The following is a 17,829-nucleotide window of genomic DNA, read 5'->3' as shown; positions in this document are numbered from 1 at the left end:
CATTCTTTAAGACTGCCCCTATACACATTCAATCCTAATGGCTAAAATATACTTATATAGATACATTCTGCACGTTAACCCCTGCCTATTTTACAAGTGGTAGCGTAACGGCCTAAATAAACGAATAGAGAGACGCTGTGTCAGCTATTATTAAGACCTCTGAAGAAATCGAAAAAATGCGCGTTGCTGGAAAACTAGCAGCCGATGTACTCACTATGATTGGTCCCTATGTAAAAAAGGGTGTAACTACAGATGAGTTAAATACGATATGTCATGATTACATTGTTAATGAGCAGCAAGCTATTCCTGCACCATTAAACTATGGTCACCCCCCGTTCCCTAAATCAATTTGTACGTCTGTAAACCATTGTATTTGCCATGGCATTCCATCGGACAAAAAATTGAAAGATGGTGACGTTATTAATATCGATGTAACCGTAATTAAAGATGGCTATCATGGCGATACCTCAAAGATGTTCATTGTTGGTAAACCTGCAATATTGGCTGAACGTTTAACTCGCATCACGCAAGAATGTTTATATAAAGCAATAAAAGAAGTTAAGCCAGGCATGACATTGGGCGATATTGGTCATATTTGCCAAACCCATGCTGAAGCGCATAACTATTCAATCGTTCGTGAGTACTGTGGCCATGGTATTGGTGCTAGCTTCCACGAAGAGCCACAAATCGTGCATTACGGTAAGCCTGGCACTGGCGATGTACTTGAAGCGGGCATGTGCTTCACCATTGAACCTATGGTGAATGCTGGTAAGCGTTACTCAAAAATTCTTCCTGATCAGTGGACAGTGGTAACCAAAGACAGAAGTTTAAGTGCACAATGGGAACATACCTTGCTGGTTACTGAAGACGGTGTAGAAGTTTTAACTTTACGTGATGAAGAGGACCTTCCTCGCATCATTTCACACAGTTAACTTTTCACACCCTGATAAATACTTTTCCGGTTCGATAAGCACCTTTTATATAGTGCTTGTATCGCGTATGTTTAAATATATAGCAGCGTAAACTTTGTTTGGTTGCTATATATTTTCTACTCCTTCACTTTCTTTCGTTTACCGATAGCCTTATGTGTAATACGAGTTTTATACGAAAACGACTTCATACTATTTACCACCGTTGTTTTTTCACTTATCGGCTTCGCTATTCCTATCTATCGCATGAGCTGTTTTGAAATTAGCGTTGGTATATTTCATTTTACACTCGCAGCATACCTATAACATTTTTGTATATTTATTCACAATATAACCTTGAATATGCAGATAATCGGCACTGCGATTTCGTTTCATTTCGTGATAAGGTTCGTTGTGTTCAAAAAGCTGTACGCATAGAAGGTGTAATTTGACGCTGCAATCCCTAATAAAAAATATTGATCAAATAACGTCGGTTGACGACTTAGTTGCCATCAAGTCGTGTGTGGAAGATAGCTACGCATGGATAAAAGCGTCATTCGATAGTATTCCTGTTAACCAACTTGTCACGGGGCGTGCCCAATTCGTGGACGCCCTGTTGTGTCACTTGTGGCACCTCTACGGTTTAGACAATGAAAGCGAACTTTCGTTGTGCGCAGTGGGTGGCTATGGACGGGGACACCTTCAACCTTATTCCGACATCGATTTGCTGATAGTCAGCAAACGCACTCTTAAGCCCGCCACCCAAGAAAAAGTGAGTCGCTTCATTACACTGCTTTGGGATATTAAGCTTGATGTGGGTCAGTCGGTGCGTACTATTAAAGAAACTGTCAGCCTCGCCAAAGATGACATTTCCATTGCTACTAACCTAGTAGAAAGTCGACTGCTTTGCGGCAGCGAATCTATTTTTGAAAAGCTGTGGGATGAAGTTAACGGACGAAATTCTTGGACGAGCAAAGCGTTCTTCTCCGCGAAGTACGATGAACAAAAGCGACGTCACGCTAAATTTAACGGCACCGCGTACAACCTTGAACCCAATATCAAAGAAAACCCTGGCTGTTTACGGGATATTCAATCCATTGGTTGGGTAGCGAAAAAACACTTTAAAGAATATGACGGCTGGAACCTCGTGGGTCACGGCTACTTTACCGAGCAAGAACACAGCGAATTAATTACCTGTAGAATGCATTTGTGGAAAATGCGCTGTGCTTTACATCTCGTTGCTGGGCGAAGTGAAAACCGCCTTCTTTTTGATTACCAACCTGATGTAGCCACCATGATGGGGTATGGGGAAGAAGGAAAAAGCTCAGTTGAGAAAATGATGCGCGACTTCTTCCGCACTGTCGCCCGAGTTTCTGAATTGAACCAAATGCTTTTGCAACGGTTCAAGTATGACATGCTTAATCAGAGTGTTCAGCGTAGCGCGATTATTAACGAAGATTTCGAATTACTCGATAATATGATTTCGCCTCGCCATGAAAATGCATTTCCTTCGCCAGAGGCTATTCTAGACTTTTTAAATGTAGTCACTAACACCCCTGAAGTTCAAGGCTTGAGCACCACCTGTATTCGCCAAATAAGAAACGCACATCGCGCTTTTGAAAATGCTTACTTTGTTGAACGCCCCGCATGCCGTGAAAAGCTCATGATCTTGCTTAAACAACCCGACTTTTTTAAATTTGGTTGGGACATTATGCATCAGTACGGCATTTTACAAGCTTACTTACCTGAGTGGGATGCCATTGTAGGGATGATGCAATTTGATTTGTTTCACGCCTACACAGTGGATGAACATACGCACCGCTTAGTGAAACACGTGAATTACTTTTTCTCGAAAGAGAACAAAGATTTCCCACGCTGTGGCCGCATCTGTCGTAATTTAGACAAACCAGAAGTATTGTATATTGCCGCTATATTTCACGATATCGCCAAAGGGCGTAATGGTGACCATTCCACGCTAGGCGCTGTTGATGTTGCCAAGTTCTGTGAACAACATGACGTACCGGCAAACGACGCGGCTATGATAAGCTGGCTAGTGGAAAACCACCTACTGATGTCGGTAGTGGCACAGCGCAGAGATATTTACGATCCAGACGTTATCAATGAATTTGCTGGCGCGGTAAGAAGCCACAACCACTTGAACTTACTGTATACACTTACCCTTGCAGACATTCGGGCAACCAACGATAATTTGTGGAACGATTGGAAAGCCTCTCTCCTTAGGGAGCTTTATTTAATGACGCAAAAAGCATTAGATAACGGGTTACAATGCCAAGTTACATTAAGTGAGCGAGTCACTACTCACAAATATCAAGCGCAACAAATTCTGCACGAACGCGGGGTTAACTCTGAATCGATTGATGGATTATGGGCACGGTTAGATGATGACTATTTTGTACGATTCAAGCCCACCCAAATTGCATGGCATACCGAAGAAATCGTTAAAGCTCAGGATGATTGGCTAACACCAGATAGCCACCAGCTTCTAGTTAAAGCGAATGACAACAGTGCAAAAGGCGGCACGGAAATTTTTCTTTTCGGTAAAGATAGAAAAGCCCTATTTGCACAAGTGGCTTCCGTATTAGACAGCCGTAATTGCTCTATTCACGATGCCCATGTTACCGTAACGCGCGATGGCTATGTGTTTGACAGTATGTTGGTGCTTGAAAATGATGGCGCGAGGCTATCGTCAGAGTCCCGTATTCAATCGCTAGAAAAAGCGATTAGCACCCAACTTGAAAAACCAGGCCGTTCTCACGAAAATAAGCGTAAACTACCACGGCAAATGAAGCAGTTAGACGTGCCTACTAAGGTACGCTTTTTCGGTGTGAGCGATGAAGCGACACTCATTGAGTTAGAAGCACTAGACGCACCAGGCATATTAGCTAAAATTGGTCATGCTTTTGTTGATACTAATGTCACTTTAAAGCTGGCTAAAATTGCTACTATCGGCGAGCGCGCAGAAGATATATTTATTGTCAGTAATGATGCTGGCAAAGCATTAACCCAAGAACAACAAGTAAGCTTGAAAAAGCGTATCTTGTTTAAACTCGATCAACTTGAAGATATCACGATACCATGAATGAATTGAAAGCCATTATTGAAGACGCCTTCGAAAACCGCGACAACATTAGCCCTTCTTCTGCCCCAGCAGAAGTGAAACAAGCCGTTGCCGATGCTATTGCATTGCTTAATAGCGGAAAAGCGCGTGTAGCTGAAAAAATCGCGGGCGAATGGGTTGTTCATCAGTGGTTAAAGAAAGCCGTTTTACTTTTCTTCCGCCTACACAACAACGATGTTATTGAAGGCGCTGAAAGCCGTTACTACGACAAAGTACCATTGAAATACAGCAACTATACTGCTGAACAATTTGCTAATGACGGTGCGCGTATCGTGCCTCCTGCGGCAGTCCGTACCGGTACCTTCGTGGGTAAAAATGCGGTTGTTATGCCTTCATATGTTAACATTGGTGCATTCGTTGACGAAGGCACCATGGTAGATACATGGGCAACCGTAGGTTCTTGCGCACAAATCGGTAAGAATGTTCACTTATCTGGTGGTGTTGGCATTGGTGGTGTGCTAGAGCCACTTCAAGCAAACCCTACTATTATTGAAGATAACTGCTTTATTGGCGCACGCTCTGAAATTGTTGAAGGCGTTATTGTTGAAGAAGGTGCGGTTATTTCCATGGGCGTTTACATTAGCCAAAGCACCCGTATTTACGACCGTGAAACCGGCGAAGTACATTATGGCCGCGTACCGGCGGGCTCTGTAGTAGTTTCAGGTAACATTCCAAGCCCAGACGGAAAGTACAGCCTATATGCTGCCATTATCGTGAAGAAAGTAGATGCTAAAACTCGTGCAAAAGTAGGTATTAATGCCCTACTACGTGGTGTTGAATAAGTCTGTATTTTTGTATTCATAGATTTCTATTAAAAAAGGGCGCTTAGCGCCCTTTTTTTATTTTTCGAGATTTGTGTCGAACCCCGTTACACACCTAACTGCGATTTAATACCGTTAACCCACTCAATAACCATGGTTTCAGGTTCAAGGGTCTCTAGGGCATCAACTTCCAGCATGTCGGCTACCGCTTTACCTTGCAGCTCTAACAATAATTCATTGAATTGACGACCGGCTCCACAGAAGCTTTCTCCATAACTACTATCACCTAACGCTGCAACAGCAAAAGGCTTGTCGTTTAGCAATGGAAACTCGTCTTTCAAATCAGAGAAGACAAATTCTAAGTTTGGTGGAACATCGCCTTGGCCAGTCGTAGAAGTAATCAATAAGATAGCGTCGGCATCGGTAAAGTCGCTTACTGAAGGATCGCTCTCAAGCTCGCAATCTACACCTTGCTCTGCAAGATTTTCTTCAACTTGCTCTGCTACATGTTGCGCATTGCCATACACGGTACCTGCAAAAATTTTTAATGTCGCCATTACTTCCTCATTATCTTTTCAAATCGTGTGGGTTTCCCGTTTAAGCATCACACTTTCTAGCCCAAACCTTAAACCTGATATTCTTGCCACGCATCTAACACTCGTTGCATTTCTGAATGCATTCTAACAAACACCGATAGCCACTTTCCGGTTATCGGGTGATAAAAACCCATCTGCGTACAACTTAAGGCCAAATTCTGAAAACTAAAGTGTGTTTGCAAAAATTTGTTCTGTTTTCCGTCTCCGTGGGTGGTATCTCCCAAAATAGGGTGCCTAATATGTACCATATGACGACGCAATTGATGTTTGCGTCCTGTCGAGGGCAAAAGTTTTACTAATGAATAGCGGGCGGTTTCATATTTACCTACGGCGAAAGGTAATTCATAGTTCGCTAAACTTTCGTATACCGTTGTGGCTTGCTGAGGTGCCTGCTGCGGGCGCTTATGTTTATCGGCAATTTTATCGTAACGATATTTGAGCGCATAATCGATGAGCCCTGAATGTTTAACATAACCACGAACAATAGCGTGATACTGCTTTTGCACCTGCTTATTCATCAACTGCTGGCCAAGCAGCGCCGCTGTTTTACTGTCAAAACTAAACAATAGTACACCGGATGTGGGCCTATCTAGTCGGTGAGCGGGAAATACGTGCTTGTTGAGCTGATCCCTTAATGTCTGCACGGCGAAGCGAGTTTCATGCCTGTCGATAGGACTTCTGTGCACTAATAAACCCGGCGGTTTATCAATGGCCACGATATGCTCATCTTGATATAAAATATTAAGCGGCGGGTATGGCTGCACACTATTGCTGCCAGCCTTTTCACTCGGGCTAACCGATAATTCTTCAGGCATGATTTACTTCTTATTAGGTTCGGTTAGTTTATCAAGAGTAAGCAACGAAACTAAGATAGATTCGGGGCAGTTTGGCACATACATCTGCGCCGCAGGGGAAATTGCCATCTTCCCTGGTAGCTGACCCATCGCTATTAAGTAATGACATTTAGGCACAAAAACATACGCCAGCCATTCGAAAAAAGACAGGGTATCAATAGCAAAAGGGGCAGTACTGGCTAATTGCGCCTTGCTAGGTGATTTGTTCGGCCACGTTTTAGTTTGGCGCATCGCTGTTTCTAGCGTATTTAAATGATACTCGAATTCTTCTATTAACTTCATAGTCATTACATGGTTTAAGGTTTGCCGTATAGATCTGGACGGCAGTATACCAGAGGCAGCACTCATTCCGCTCGCACCTTTAAAAGAACAATGCCTTTGCCTGTCGGCAACTAAAATATGCTAAACTTTGCGCCCTAAAATCAGTTTTATGAAGTGAGAACGCCTGAAATGAACGCAAACAGTATTAACTCTATCAGCGAATTTTTATTGCATGCAGGTACAGAATATATTGTTTTTGATATGGGTCGAAGACTTACCGCTTTAGACAATCAGGCGTTTTTGGATATTGAGAATGGCTCAACTGTTGCGCCCTTCCCTCGCCAGCAACATGCGTGGTTCGGCATTGTTTTTTGGAATAAAAATAGCTCAAATCAGCACTATATTTGGTTTATCAAACTCCCTCTAGACGAGCAGGGATTAGTGGTAGCGGCTTCAAGAAACCATTTTCTGCAAATTATTGTCGATGCACTAGGCCAATCAATTTCTGATGATTCTGAAGCGGCTAACACATTGCCAGATAATCCTTATTCATTTGTGCCCGCGCAGTCATTACTTGCGCAATTTAATGCACTGGTTCGCGCGAAGCTGAATCAGCCAATTAGCGTCAGCGCACAGTATGTTATCGCCTACGTGAAAGCGCCGCAGGTGGCTGACTGGCAAACCATTCCCTTACAGGCAATTGCGGATGTGGTCATTAGATTAGACTCAATGGAAAACGCTCAAGAAGTGCAAGACAGTGTGCTGCGTAACTTTTCACTTTTTGCCGAACCATTTCAACGGGCTTTTATGGAAATGGCCGAAGTTGCGAACGTATCTGAGCGGCTTAACCAATGCATGCTTTCAGTGTTAGACGGTGATGAAATAAGTTTAGCCGCGCTACGGGGTTTGTCTTGTGAGACCAAAAACGACACTATATATACGCAATTAGTGTCTCACTTTGAAGCTAAGAAATTGAACCGATTAGATATATTAAGTGTTATTGCTGCCCGCCATTTTCAGCAAATGGACGAGAAATTACTGCTGCTATTTTTTGAAGCGGTTGCCGAGGTCGATAACCAAGAAAACTATAATGGCGACGTATTCCGCGGCTTCTTCTCTGATCTTGTTCAAGTACCCCAGTTACGTGAATTAGTACTAGGCATACTAAGAACCCCAGAACGCAGTGACTTACTGGCCAGCGCAATTGGCACGCTGTTTTCACAAACTAGGGGTAATGAATGACACTTCTTGAATTAACCTTATGGTTAGGCTTAGGCTTTGTCGCCTTTCAGTTTTGGCGCATACGAAGTATTTCCGAATTTACCGATAGTTACTTGCGCCAGTATTGCAAAAATAATCAACTGCAACTGCTCAGCATTGCCAGAGCCAAAACCCGCATTACTTTCAACTACAGTAAGCCTGATTGGCATAACATTTTTGTGTTTGAATTTTCAGGAAATGGTGAAGACAGATACAGCGGAGAAGTAGAATTGGTGGGTAAACATATTATTAGAACGACCTTACCACCTCACAGGGTAAATTAGCTTTATCGGGCTTGTTAGCTCGCTATGAAAATAGATATAAACAAGATGACTGTGCCGAACAGGAATAGGTGCTAACAAAATTAACGTTTTTAGTGGTAACGCTAAAAATTAAGCAAAAAAAGGGGTAGCCTCTCTGCTACCCCTTTTCCTGGAATTTTGAGTTTCCCTCTCTGCGTTCCTTTGCGACTAAAATCTTCCCGATTAAAATCCATATACGCCCCTTTCCATCTTCTCTCGCGTGTTCCCGTGCGAGTTACCCATCCTTGCGTAAATCCCTTTCCATTTATCCTTAACATCCCACCTATCCTACACGTGGGGGCCTCATCCTAAGGCTGTTCCTTGCCAGCATAAGCTGGTGTTCCTATCCTTTCATCCTTTCTGCATTACACATCCTGTGTAACTTGCTCAATCCCTAAGCGGTCCGTTCGTTCCTGAGCTGCCTTGCTCTTACGCCTCCTGCGTAAACTATCCTTGCTTAAGCCTTCCAAGCTTTCCTTTACGATACATCCTGTATCTTTCCTTTTTATGACGATCCTTCGCCAAATCCTTTCTACTTCCTGCTGCGATTCCTTATCGCCTGCGCTTTCCTTGCCTGTCCCTGTGGTAATTCCATTTCAGCACATCCGGTGCGCTTATCATCCCTGTAATGCTTCCTGCTTTTCCATCTCCCCTCACTCCTGTTAAGGGATTCTCTTCCTTAAGTTGTCCAAGGTTGTCCTTAAAATCATCCTGACTCATCGTGTTTCCCTGTGACGCCATTAATAATATCCCTACCAAGAATTCCTGCTAGGTAGAATTACAATAAATTAAGGAGAAAATAAGGCGCTAAAATGATCTAAAAATGAAAAAACCATATAAATCAATAGCATTAGACTTTAGTCTAGATTTAGACCACGATAAAAAACCCACATTTCCTACACTTTTGTAAGAAATATCGTACAAAGCCAGTCGCCATTATGACCAATTGCGAATTTAGGCGACAGTTACAAGCACCATTAAGACGAGTATTTTCTGTACTTTGATTGCTTGGCGAATGAGAACCCACTAAAATACTGTATAAATAAACAGTATTTTAGAAGTGTATGCTTAAATTTATCCCTATCACAGCACAAGCGGGCATCGTAGGCTTTGAATCGCCTGCCGCAGAATATACAGAACTAGGCTTGAGCCTAGACTCTCTCCTTATCGATAAACCTGCTGCTACCTTCATTGGCTACGCGCAAGGCAAGTCGATGATGGACGATGGCATTCACGACGGCGACCTGCTGATTGTCTCAAGAGCTGAAGATATTTCAGACATGTGCATTATTGTGGCGACCTTAAACGGCGAGTTCGTCTGTAAGCGTGTAGACAAACGCCACGGCTGTTTGCGTTCTTCATCACCATTGTACAAACCTTACTTTTTAAAAGAAGGCGATGAATTTTCAATAGAAGGGGTGGTAACGCGCTCCATTAGACTTCACAAAACACTACACCGCCGCCTAGGAGGCGAATAGTGTTTGCGCTGGTAGATGTCACCTCCATGTATGCATCGGTCGAGAAAATCTACAATCCTCACCTGCGAAACAAACCCGTTATGGTTTTGAGCAATAATGATGGCTGTGTGGTCGCGGCCTGCCCTATTGCCAAAAGATTAGGGTTTAAAAAGTTCGTACCCTATTTTCAGGTGAAAGAGGAAGCAAAAAAAGCAGGGGTTGTTGTGTGCTCGTCTAACTATGAGCTGTATGCCGATGTGTCTTCGAAAATGTTTTCTGTCATGTCTCAATTCTGTGATGAATTGCACGAATACAGTATTGATGAAGCTTTCATGCGCTTTTCGCCACGCCTACATGATAGCGAATGGCTGGCCCTAGGATATGAAATAAGAAAAACCATTTGGCGGGAGGTAAAGCTTCCCGTGGGTGTTGGATTTGGTCCCACTCCAACCCTTGCCAAAGCGGCAAATCACGCAGCAAAAAAGCTAGACGGCTTTCGAGGCTCAGCGGTTATTAATACGCCACAGGAAAAGCAGGCACTATTATCCCGCATGGCAGTAGCAGATGTATGGGGTATTGGTGGGCGCTTGGAAAAACGATTGATGGCCATGGGCATTATTAATGCTTATGCGCTTTCACAACAATCCCCCACTAAAATGCGTAAGTATTTTTCTATCGTGCTAGAAAATACAGTGAGAGAACTTCAGGGTGAACTAAGAATGACGTGGGATGAGATAAGGCCCGCTAAAAAAGAGATTTACAGTACCCGTAGTTTTGGAAATAGAGTTACTAAGCAAGATGAATTGAGAGCGGCGCTAGCGACCCATGCTGAAATAGCCACCAAAAAACTACGCGCTCAACATTCTCTCGCTCATAGCGCCACCTTCTTTGCGGCAAATTCGCCTCATGATGATGGCAGATATGTAAAGCGGTCGGCGCTTTCCAGCTTTGCTGTACCTACCAATGATACTCGACACGTTATTCACGCAGCGTCTGATACGCTAAATAAACTCTTTGTTCCAGGCGTGCGTTATTACAAAGTGGGGGTGGGTCTGTTGGACATTTGCGACGAGAAACATCGCCAAGGCGATTTGTTTACGCCCAGTACGGACAACTCGGCATTAATGGCAGTTCTTGACAATACGAACGCTAGGTATGGCAAAAACACGATGCATTTTGGCGCTAGGGGCTTTCAACAAAGCTTTGCCATGAAAAGAGACTTTTTGACGAAAAGAGCCACTACCCGATGGGAAGAGATCCCAAGAATTAAATGTTGAGACGTGGGATAGCTTCTGTTCCGTGTTTCTACAGTTGCTTGCTTTGCCTGCTGATAACTTAAGACTTTTGAGCAAAATACGCCATGATTTCAGCCTTGGTCATTTTTTTTGTTTTATTAGAAAAGCAATAGTAGTCTGGGCGTTGATCGCTGAAGTACTGCATATCCATTTCTAACCCATCTAGTGCTTGAAATATACCAACAGGAATATTGTACTCGCCGGTCTCATTGAGCCTATAAAACAGATGGGAACCACAGTTGCCACAAAAACCGCGAGAAGCCCAATCTGACGACCGGTGAATGCTTACGTTATTACCAGTAGAGGTTGTGTCTTCGAATTTAACCTGCGTACCGCATTGTAATGCGAACAGCGCCGAACCGCCCCACTGTCTGCAAGAATCACAATGGCAAACAGTGAATTTAGGATTAATATTCTCCGCCATTACGGTAATAGCCCCGCACAGGCAACTTCCTTGCGCACTTATCATTTACATACCACCTTATTTATTAAACGACGTAAAGTCCTCACCCAGTTTACGCATTTTTTATGACAATTTATGCAGGCTTTCGCCTAAACATTACATCGCCTTTTACGTGAGATAGGCTTAGCTCTCCCACCACATCATAGTTATCGTCGTTAAAAAAGGGCTTATGTTTAGCTACTGTAACAAACACTGCTACCCCTTCACTTTTAGCATCTTCTTCCACTACGCTGTCAATAGCACCTAATAGTGTATGTCCTAGTCCATGGTGTTGATAATCTGGGTGAACGGCAATGAAACTTAGCATATGAAAGTTAACTGCGGGGACCAATGCTCGCACTTTTTCTTCTTTTTCTAACATTTGCTTGGTGCCAAAAAGACCAGCGGTAAGTAGCATACGTAAACGCCAATGCCAATAACGGCCAGAACCAAAAGCAGCGTCTGGCGCAGTGAGGCATGCAACCGCGAGTAATCGCTCGCCATCGAACAACCCTACTATAGGCTGCTCTGCCACCCAAAAAGCGTTCAATTCTTCTCTGATAGCAGAGCGCAACCGACTCTCATAACCTTCTTTTTCGGCTTGAAATATGTCGCTAAAAAGTGGGTCGTCTACGTACGCATTAAATAAAATTGATGCAGCAACTTTCAAATCATCAACACCAAGGTAAATTGCTTTGATAGCCTTAAGAGATGGTACTAGTGACTCCACTACTTCATCTACTATGGCTTCGTTAGCCCCTTGTGCATTCGTCACTTGGCCTTCGGTTAGCGTATCGTTTGTCATGGGGCTACCCTCATTAATCTTCGGATTTATAGCCACAGAAAGCAAAAAGTGACCAATTTATGGTCACTTTACGGTAAAAACACTGAAATGTTAAATTAATGTTACCTTAATTTATTAGGTGATATGCGCTATCACCCCAGCCCACAAGGCCGCTATCTTTAAATACAATCGGGGTACATTCATCTTTTGTTGTTATACCATCACCCATGGTTCTTTGAGTACGGTAAAACAAAACACGATAGGTACCGTCTTGCTTTTCATAAAGCTCGTTGAAATCAGCTACACCCATTTTTCTTAATACGCTTTCATAGCTCATTCCTGTTTCAAGGTTCGAGATATGCTTGCGGTTATTGTACTCTCGATCTTCTACATCAGTACCGTAATGGCTATCACTTCCCCCACCTACAGATACCACGCAACCGGTAAGTAAAAATGATGATGCTAATGCGAGTGGTAAAATAATTGATTTCATGTGATTTCCTCTGATTTTTATCGTTTATAGTCTTTTATAGGCAAGAGTGTAATCAAGAATGAGACCAACTATTCAAGCAATTGATTTAAAAGTACTTATTTAAAATTAACGGTTATTAATTTTATAAAATGTGGTTTATTAAATTAATAAGTGGTCAGTTTGACACAAATTATTGGTTAAAAACCCTAGCGAAATCAGGCTGAAGTGGATAAGCTGAACGTCTTGTAATTTATTGGTCAATGAAATGTCACTGCAAAATAATAATAATCTGCAGAAATTAATGATTGTATGTCAGCAAATGGTGCAAAAAGGAACATCGCCTTCTGTTGCGCTGCTTAGAGCAAAAGCGCCTTTCAAAGCATCGGTAACAGAGGCTATTGAAGCTATTAAACAATTTAATGCTGCGAATGGCGCAAGTGACCCCGCATCTAACGGGAAGGAAGTGGAAACAATTGCATCGCTTTCAAAACGCGTTGCGGTACTTGAGCAGCAAATGACCGCGTTACAAAAACAGCTAGAAGCATCTATTGAGTAACCAATATAGCCACGTAATAGAGAATATGAAGTTACTTACCTTCAGCGCCTTCTCGTTGTTCACACCTTATATTGTCGTTTTTTTCAATGCACCAATACGCAAAGTTTAAGGCGAATTTCGTAAAGGATTACTCAGGCCGTAAGGTGGCAATAAATGCAGGAAGGTTTGGCGAAATGACTTTTTTAGGTGGCCTTCCAACTTGTTCTAACATCACTTCTCCAGTGCTATTTAACACACTTAGCACAAAATCATCTTCATCGGTTAATGCAAAAAAGAGTGTGGGCTCTTGTTTCAGTCTTTTTTTCATTAACAGGTGCCCAATTAAGTTTTGTTGAAGCCGATCAAAGTCTTCTTCATTCCAAACTTGCAATAACTCACAAAGCCCATGCTCAGCAACTACCGGTAAATTATTACTGAAAAATTGAGTAAAGAACTGACAAAAATCAGCGTTAAGCGTAATGTCCAATGCCTCTTCAACATTCTTAAAACTTAGCGCGGAATGCTGACTGTCGCTCTGGCACTTGGGCTCCCACGGTACCAATTCTCCTTCATCTCCCTGCTTTAAATAGCAAGGTGAGGGCCATTGACTATCATAAGGTATAGTCAACAGACTACCACTGCGCTCGTAGTGGGAAGTGAAAGCACCGATAAGTTGGGTTAATTCATTACTAATTGTTAAGGCCATTATGGGGTTACACCAATATTTTTGAGGTACACTATAGGTATAAGGTGCCAAGTTCAAGTAAGACGGCACATCTAAAACGGTTAGAATATATAGGTAAATATGACTTCGAAGGTAAACGATAAAATTTCTATTTCTGCGCCCAACGATCTTTCATTGGGGAAGCAGGTTGAATATGAATTTCATTACAACCCCGACCTACTTCAGGGCGTACCCCGTAGCTTAAGCCGAGATACGTTATCGTTGGATGCTGAAGCCCTGCCCTTTACAGGTATTGATACATGGACCGGGTATGAACTGTCTTGGCTCAACAAAAAGGGAAAGCCTAACGTAGCCTTGCTTGAATGTAATGTACCTATCACCTCTACAAATCTCATAGAGTCGAAGTCATTTAAGCTGTATTTAAACAGCTTCAATCAAACCGCTTTTGAAAGCCCTGAAGACGTTCGCGCCACACTGGCATCTGACCTGTCAAAATGTGCGGGTGAACCCGTGATGGTCAGCTTAACGCTTCCAAATCAATTCAATACACTAACATTTAAAGAGTTTGAAGGTGTACTGCTTGATGAGCTTGATATCGCTGTGGAAACTTACGAACCGGACACATCGCTGTTAAAAGTAACGGACGAGAAAAAGGCTGAAACTTTGGTTTCCCACTTACTTAAATCGAATTGCCTTATTACCAGTCAGCCTGATTGGGCAAGTGTGCAAATTCGTTATGAAGGGAGACGCATAGATCACGAAGGCTTACTAAAATATTTAATTAGCTTCAGACAGCACAATGAATTTCATGAACAGTGTGTAGAGCGTATTTACTGTGACATTATGCAACACTGCCAACCTGAAAAGTTGACAGTATGCGCGCGTTACACAAGACGTGGAGGGCTCGACATAAACCCTTTCCGCTCTAATTTTGAAACGCCCTATGCAAATAAAAGGCAAGCTCGTCAGTAATTTAGCTAACAGGTTAATAACAAAATCACTAAATGTGCAGGATGACTTCACCTAAGGTTGAGTAAACAAAAATTATGGACGCCAAACAGCTTCAAACCTACAAGCAACACAATACGTTACTTTCACAATTTATCGTTCGCTTGTCTGCCTTTTATGAAGGTTTTTCCGACAAAATTGATAGTGAACTACAAATATTGAGAGGGCATTTGTCCGGCACGCCAAACTTTACGCTTGCCACGGTCAGCATCAATAAGCTTAATAGCGCGCTTCAACACCAAGAACTGACATTAAAAAAATACAGTATTGAAACCGTCGCCTTGTTAGAAAGTGCAACTAAGCGTCTTCAAAAAGTAGTGTTTGAAGATGAAGTGCTTCAAAAACGAGCCACACAGCAATTGATAACCCTGAATCAGCCGGTTGGGGATATTTTTAGTATTTACAAGTTGTTCCAGCAAGCTATTGAGTTGCATCATGCGGCGTTAGCAAGTAGCGCAGCAAGTGAGCCTGCTGTGGGAAATAGTAAAGACGAGGCAGCTGTAGCAGATGGCGCTAAAGACACCAAGATAAACCCTCTTTATAAGTCTATTTTAGAGGAACTAAATCAGCTTATCGCCAGCTATGCCCAGCGCCAACCTGACGATAGTCAGTTAGTTGATATACAGAAAAAGTTAACTGAAGGCATGTCGGAAGACCAGTTACTAAAGAGCTGCGTAGTTATTCTTCGAATGATAGTGCAAGACGCTATGGCAGAAGCCAGCTTAACCGGTAAGGTCATTCAAAGCCTGCATAACTCCCTAGGTAAAATGGGAGGAGATGTTCAGCTAAGCATGGAAAATAGCCGCACTCAGTTTGAGCAAAGACAGGTTGGTAATGCGCAGCTTCAGTCCCATATCGAGAGTATTGAAGAAGCGGTGTCACACAGCGAGTCTCTAGAATCACTTAAAGAACACACGCAATTCTGTGTCCAGAATATTGCCAGCACGTTAAATGAACAAGCGCAATTAGATTCTCAGGGCCAAGAGTCATTAATGGGGTTACTAGGCTCAATGCAAAGCAGAATTGAGCAGCTTCAAAAGCAAACGATAACCTACAAGAAGAAGCTGGCTGAACAAATGATGCTTAGTCAAACCGACCCCCTAACCCGCTTACCTAACCGCCAAGCGTACAATGAGAAGTTGTCGAAGGCGGTTCAGTCTTGGCAGGATAATGGCGATGATTTAGCGGTGGCCGTCATCGATATAGACCACTTTAAGTCAATAAACGACCGATTCGGTCATGCTGCCGGTGATAAAACACTTCAAGTGGTAGGAAAAAACCTAAAGCAACAGTTAACAGAAAACACCTTTATGGCGCGCTGGGGCGGTGAAGAATTTGTTTTGCTTCTACCCGGTATGAATAAGCAAAAAGTCACCAGCCTGCTGGAAACCATGAGAACTAAGCTGGCCTCTTTACCCTTCAAATTCAAACAAGAAAAAGTCACTATAACCGCATCTTTTGGCGCGTCATTTTTCAAAAAGGGGGACACCCCAGACGCCGTTTTTGAACGGGCTGATAACTTACTATACCAGGCCAAAAATAGCGGTCGAAATCGCGTTATCACTGACAGAGACGAATAAGTATGAAGAAAGTGCAGTTAAATCCTGTTGGTTGGATGAGTCAGTTATCGCAGATTGAAGTGGCTCAGTTGCAAGATACGACAAATAGCGCACTTTACGGCATGTTTCGAAACTGTTGTTTAGCGGTACTAAATAGTGGTGTTGATGAAGATGATTACGAAGTGCTTTTTGAGCCTTACGAAAATTTCGATATCAAGCTGGTTCGTAGAGAGCGTGGCGTCAAAATTGAATTAGTGAACCCACCCGAAGTGGCTTTTGTAGATGACACCTTGGTTACCGGAGTGCATGAGCATATTTTTGCAGTACTTCGCGACCTGCTTTATATGGGCAACAAGTATGCGTTTACCCACAAAAGTGCGCCAGTCGATAGTGTAAACATTACCGATATGGTGTTTGACATGTTGCGCCATGCAAAGGCACTTGAAGGAAACGACGGCCTTAATACCGTGGTGTGCTGGGGTGGTCACTCTATTAATCAAACTGAGTATAAATATACAAAGGAAGTGGGATACCAGCTAGGGCTTAGAGAAATGAATATTTGTACAGGCTGTGGACCAGGTGCAATGAAGGGGCCCATGAAAGGGGCTACCATTGGGCATGCTAAACAACGGTATAAAGCAGGCCGTTATATTGGCATTTCTGAGCCTAGTATTATCGCAGCGGAGCCTCCCAACGCGATTGTTAATGAACTAATCATCATGCCTGATATTGAGAAACGCCTTGAAGCCTTTGTTCGCCTAGCTCATGGTATTGTGATTTTTCCAGGCGGAGTGGGCACTGCCGAAGAGTTGCTTTATTTGCTTGGTATATTAATGAATGAACGAAATGCCCAGCAACCCTTCCCTGTGATCCTTACCGGTCCAGCTGGATCTGAGGCGTACTTTGAGGCCATTGATGAATTCATCGGTGCAACGATAGGGAAAGAAGCACAGAGTAAATACCAGATTATCGTTGACGATCCTGAAGAGGTTGCTCGTGTGATGCGCACGGGACTCGGGAGAGTTAAAAAGTACCGAGAAGCAATGGGCGATGCCTATAGCTTCAACTGGTCACTAAAAATAGAAGAAGATTTTCAACGTCCGTTTATTCCCACACATCAAACTATGTCAGACTTAGCATTGCATCATGATCAGGATAATGCCTCACTAGCTATAGCGCTAAGGCAAGCATTCTCGGGTATTGTGGCGGGCAACGTAAAGGCTGAAGGTATAAGACACATTAAACAGCACGGACCATTTAGACTGACAGGTGATGCCAAGTTAATGGAGCGGGTCGATACACTATTAGAATCTTTTGTTTCTCAGCAAAGAATGAAGCTTCCTGGCACTGCATACACGCCTTGCTACACAATTGAGAAATAACTAGACGCATTTCCTTACGTTTAACACTTACCGTCGATGAACTTTTTACGGTACACTGTAGACTTAAGTAGTTATTCAAACAAAGGAACTGCGATATTACAGTTTGTAACCTGTACACATGTTGTAAAT

At 42.9% G+C, this 17,829-nt stretch carries 18 protein-coding genes; 11 read left to right on the top strand and 7 right to left on the bottom strand.

Annotated features, from left to right (window positions below; all coding sequences use genetic code 11):
* Positions 1–137: 137 nt before the first annotated feature.
* The 3 genes from map (at position 138) to dapD (ending at position 4,829) form a co-directional block, all read left to right on the top strand.
* The gene (gene map, locus KYS23_RS01845; protein WP_159529222.1) at positions 138–932 is read left to right on the top strand and encodes a type I methionyl aminopeptidase; all 795 of its coding nucleotides are present in this window, start codon (positions 138–140) and stop codon (positions 930–932) included.
* Positions 933–1,356: 424 nt separating this feature from the next.
* On the top strand, positions 1,357–4,008 hold the full coding sequence (gene glnD / locus KYS23_RS01840) for a [protein-PII] uridylyltransferase (protein ID WP_159529220.1): 2,652 nt from the start codon (positions 1,357–1,359) through the stop codon (positions 4,006–4,008).
* Positions 4,005–4,829 (top strand): 2,3,4,5-tetrahydropyridine-2,6-dicarboxylate N-succinyltransferase, encoded by an 825-nt coding sequence (gene dapD / locus KYS23_RS01835; RefSeq protein WP_159529218.1) that lies wholly within the window; start codon positions 4,005–4,007, stop codon positions 4,827–4,829. Before glnD ends, dapD begins: the two co-directional genes overlap by 4 nt.
* An 86-nt stretch (positions 4,830–4,915) precedes the next feature.
* Here dapD and KYS23_RS01830 read toward each other — a convergent pair whose 3' ends face one another.
* The 3 genes from KYS23_RS01830 to KYS23_RS01820 form a co-directional block, all read right to left on the bottom strand.
* The gene (locus tag KYS23_RS01830) at positions 4,916–5,365 is read right to left on the bottom strand and encodes a flavodoxin (RefSeq protein ID WP_159529216.1); all 450 of its coding nucleotides are present in this window, start codon (positions 5,363–5,365) and stop codon (positions 4,916–4,918) included.
* A 68-nt stretch (positions 5,366–5,433) separates the two neighbouring features.
* Complete coding sequence (gene truC / locus KYS23_RS01825; RefSeq protein WP_218417970.1) at positions 5,434–6,219, bottom strand: tRNA pseudouridine(65) synthase TruC; 786 nt, start codon at positions 6,217–6,219, stop codon at positions 5,434–5,436.
* Positions 6,220–6,222: 3 nt separating this feature from the next.
* Positions 6,223–6,540, bottom strand: coding sequence for a YqcC family protein (locus tag KYS23_RS01820; protein WP_159529212.1), 318 nt, complete (start codon positions 6,538–6,540; stop codon positions 6,223–6,225).
* 168 nt (positions 6,541–6,708) lie between these two features.
* Here KYS23_RS01820 and KYS23_RS01815 point away from each other — a divergent pair, with 168 nt between their 5' ends.
* The 4 genes from KYS23_RS01815 to KYS23_RS01800 all read left to right on the top strand — a co-directional run bounded on the left by KYS23_RS01815 (position 6,709) and on the right by KYS23_RS01800 (position 10,815).
* Positions 6,709–7,761: a DUF3549 family protein gene (locus tag KYS23_RS01815; protein ID WP_159529210.1), complete on the top strand. Its 1,053-nt coding sequence runs from the start codon at positions 6,709–6,711 to the stop codon at positions 7,759–7,761.
* Positions 7,758–8,063: a DUF3301 domain-containing protein gene (locus KYS23_RS01810; RefSeq protein ID WP_013785197.1), complete on the top strand. Its 306-nt coding sequence runs from the start codon at positions 7,758–7,760 to the stop codon at positions 8,061–8,063. Before KYS23_RS01815 ends, KYS23_RS01810 begins: the two co-directional genes overlap by 4 nt.
* A 1,082-nt stretch (positions 8,064–9,145) precedes the next feature.
* The gene (locus KYS23_RS01805) at positions 9,146–9,559 is read left to right on the top strand and encodes a LexA family protein (RefSeq protein WP_159529208.1); all 414 of its coding nucleotides are present in this window, start codon (positions 9,146–9,148) and stop codon (positions 9,557–9,559) included.
* Positions 9,559–10,815 carry a Y-family DNA polymerase gene (locus KYS23_RS01800; RefSeq protein WP_159529206.1) on the top strand — a complete coding sequence of 419 codons (1,257 nt, stop codon included), beginning with the start codon at positions 9,559–9,561 and terminating at the stop codon, positions 10,813–10,815. The genes KYS23_RS01805 and KYS23_RS01800 overlap by 1 nt, the downstream gene beginning before the upstream one ends.
* 58 nt (positions 10,816–10,873) lie before the next feature.
* On the opposite strand, the gene KYS23_RS01795 is transcribed toward KYS23_RS01800, so the two are convergent.
* From KYS23_RS01795 to KYS23_RS01785, 3 genes are all read right to left on the bottom strand, one after another.
* Positions 10,874–11,302, bottom strand: coding sequence for a GFA family protein (locus KYS23_RS01795; RefSeq protein ID WP_159529204.1), 429 nt, complete (start codon positions 11,300–11,302; stop codon positions 10,874–10,876).
* A gap of 67 nt (positions 11,303–11,369) precedes the next feature.
* A complete protein-coding gene (locus KYS23_RS01790; RefSeq protein ID WP_220099855.1) occupies positions 11,370–12,080 on the bottom strand; it encodes a GNAT family N-acetyltransferase in 711 nt (236 codons plus the stop codon).
* A gap of 106 nt (positions 12,081–12,186) precedes the next feature.
* Complete coding sequence (locus KYS23_RS01785) at positions 12,187–12,552, bottom strand: DUF3192 domain-containing protein (protein WP_159529202.1); 366 nt, start codon at positions 12,550–12,552, stop codon at positions 12,187–12,189.
* Between the two features lie 244 nt (positions 12,553–12,796).
* On the opposite strand from KYS23_RS01785, the gene KYS23_RS01780 reads away from it, so the two are divergent.
* Complete coding sequence (locus KYS23_RS01780; RefSeq protein ID WP_159529200.1) at positions 12,797–13,087, top strand: hypothetical protein; 291 nt, start codon at positions 12,797–12,799, stop codon at positions 13,085–13,087.
* A gap of 127 nt (positions 13,088–13,214) precedes the next feature.
* Here KYS23_RS01780 and syd read toward each other — a convergent pair whose 3' ends face one another.
* Entirely contained in the window at positions 13,215–13,772 is a 558-nt protein-coding gene (gene syd, locus KYS23_RS01775) for a SecY-interacting protein (protein WP_218417969.1), read from the bottom strand.
* 99 nt (positions 13,773–13,871) lie between these two features.
* Between syd and queF the strand changes: the two genes are divergently transcribed.
* The 3 genes from queF to ppnN all read left to right on the top strand — a co-directional run bounded on the left by queF (position 13,872) and on the right by ppnN (position 17,700).
* Complete coding sequence (queF, locus tag KYS23_RS01770; RefSeq protein ID WP_159529196.1) at positions 13,872–14,723, top strand: NADPH-dependent 7-cyano-7-deazaguanine reductase QueF; 852 nt, start codon at positions 13,872–13,874, stop codon at positions 14,721–14,723.
* Positions 14,724–14,797: 74 nt separating this feature from the next.
* Positions 14,798–16,339, top strand: coding sequence for a GGDEF domain-containing protein (locus tag KYS23_RS01765; RefSeq protein WP_159529194.1), 1,542 nt, complete (start codon positions 14,798–14,800; stop codon positions 16,337–16,339).
* 2 nt (positions 16,340–16,341) lie between these two features.
* Positions 16,342–17,700, top strand: a complete 1,359-nt coding sequence (gene ppnN / locus KYS23_RS01760; RefSeq protein ID WP_159529184.1) for a nucleotide 5'-monophosphate nucleosidase PpnN — start codon at positions 16,342–16,344, stop codon at positions 17,698–17,700.
* Positions 17,701–17,829 lie beyond the last annotated feature (129 nt).

It is taken from the genome of Alteromonas lipotrueae, from assembly GCF_019249255.1.
GTDB classification, from domain to species: Bacteria; Pseudomonadota; Gammaproteobacteria; order Enterobacterales; family Alteromonadaceae; genus Alteromonas; species Alteromonas lipotrueae.
Note: the sequence above shows the minus strand (reverse complement) of the source record. Positions and strands in the feature narration are given on the sequence as shown.

What these genes read in the sequence shown, in the direction of transcription:
- dapD (WP_159529218.1), top strand. Translation starts at nt 4,005, where the DNA reads ATGAATGAATTGAAAGCCATTATTGAAGACGCCTTCGAAAACCGCGAC.
- KYS23_RS01830 (WP_159529216.1), bottom strand. Translation starts at nt 5,365, where the DNA reads ATGGCGACATTAAAAATTTTTGCAGGTACCGTGTATGGCAATGCGCAA.
- truC (WP_218417970.1), bottom strand. Translation starts at nt 6,219, where the DNA reads ATGCCTGAAGAATTATCGGTTAGCCCGAGTGAAAAGGCTGGCAGCAAT.
- KYS23_RS01820 (WP_159529212.1), bottom strand. Translation starts at nt 6,540, where the DNA reads ATGAAGTTAATAGAAGAATTCGAGTATCATTTAAATACGCTAGAAACA.
- KYS23_RS01815 (WP_159529210.1), top strand. Translation starts at nt 6,709, where the DNA reads ATGAACGCAAACAGTATTAACTCTATCAGCGAATTTTTATTGCATGCA.
- KYS23_RS01810 (WP_013785197.1), top strand. Translation starts at nt 7,758, where the DNA reads ATGACACTTCTTGAATTAACCTTATGGTTAGGCTTAGGCTTTGTCGCC.
- KYS23_RS01805 (WP_159529208.1), top strand. Translation starts at nt 9,146, where the DNA reads ATGCTTAAATTTATCCCTATCACAGCACAAGCGGGCATCGTAGGCTTT.
- KYS23_RS01795 (WP_159529204.1), bottom strand. Translation starts at nt 11,302, where the DNA reads ATGATAAGTGCGCAAGGAAGTTGCCTGTGCGGGGCTATTACCGTAATG.
- KYS23_RS01790 (WP_220099855.1), bottom strand. Translation starts at nt 12,080, where the DNA reads ATGACAAACGATACGCTAACCGAAGGCCAAGTGACGAATGCACAAGGG.
- KYS23_RS01785 (WP_159529202.1), bottom strand. Translation starts at nt 12,552, where the DNA reads ATGAAATCAATTATTTTACCACTCGCATTAGCATCATCATTTTTACTT.
- KYS23_RS01780 (WP_159529200.1), top strand. Translation starts at nt 12,797, where the DNA reads ATGTCACTGCAAAATAATAATAATCTGCAGAAATTAATGATTGTATGT.
- syd (WP_218417969.1), bottom strand. Translation starts at nt 13,772, where the DNA reads ATGGCCTTAACAATTAGTAATGAATTAACCCAACTTATCGGTGCTTTC.
- queF (WP_159529196.1), top strand. Translation starts at nt 13,872, where the DNA reads ATGACTTCGAAGGTAAACGATAAAATTTCTATTTCTGCGCCCAACGAT.
- KYS23_RS01765 (WP_159529194.1), top strand. Translation starts at nt 14,798, where the DNA reads ATGGACGCCAAACAGCTTCAAACCTACAAGCAACACAATACGTTACTT.
- ppnN (WP_159529184.1), top strand. Translation starts at nt 16,342, where the DNA reads ATGAAGAAAGTGCAGTTAAATCCTGTTGGTTGGATGAGTCAGTTATCG.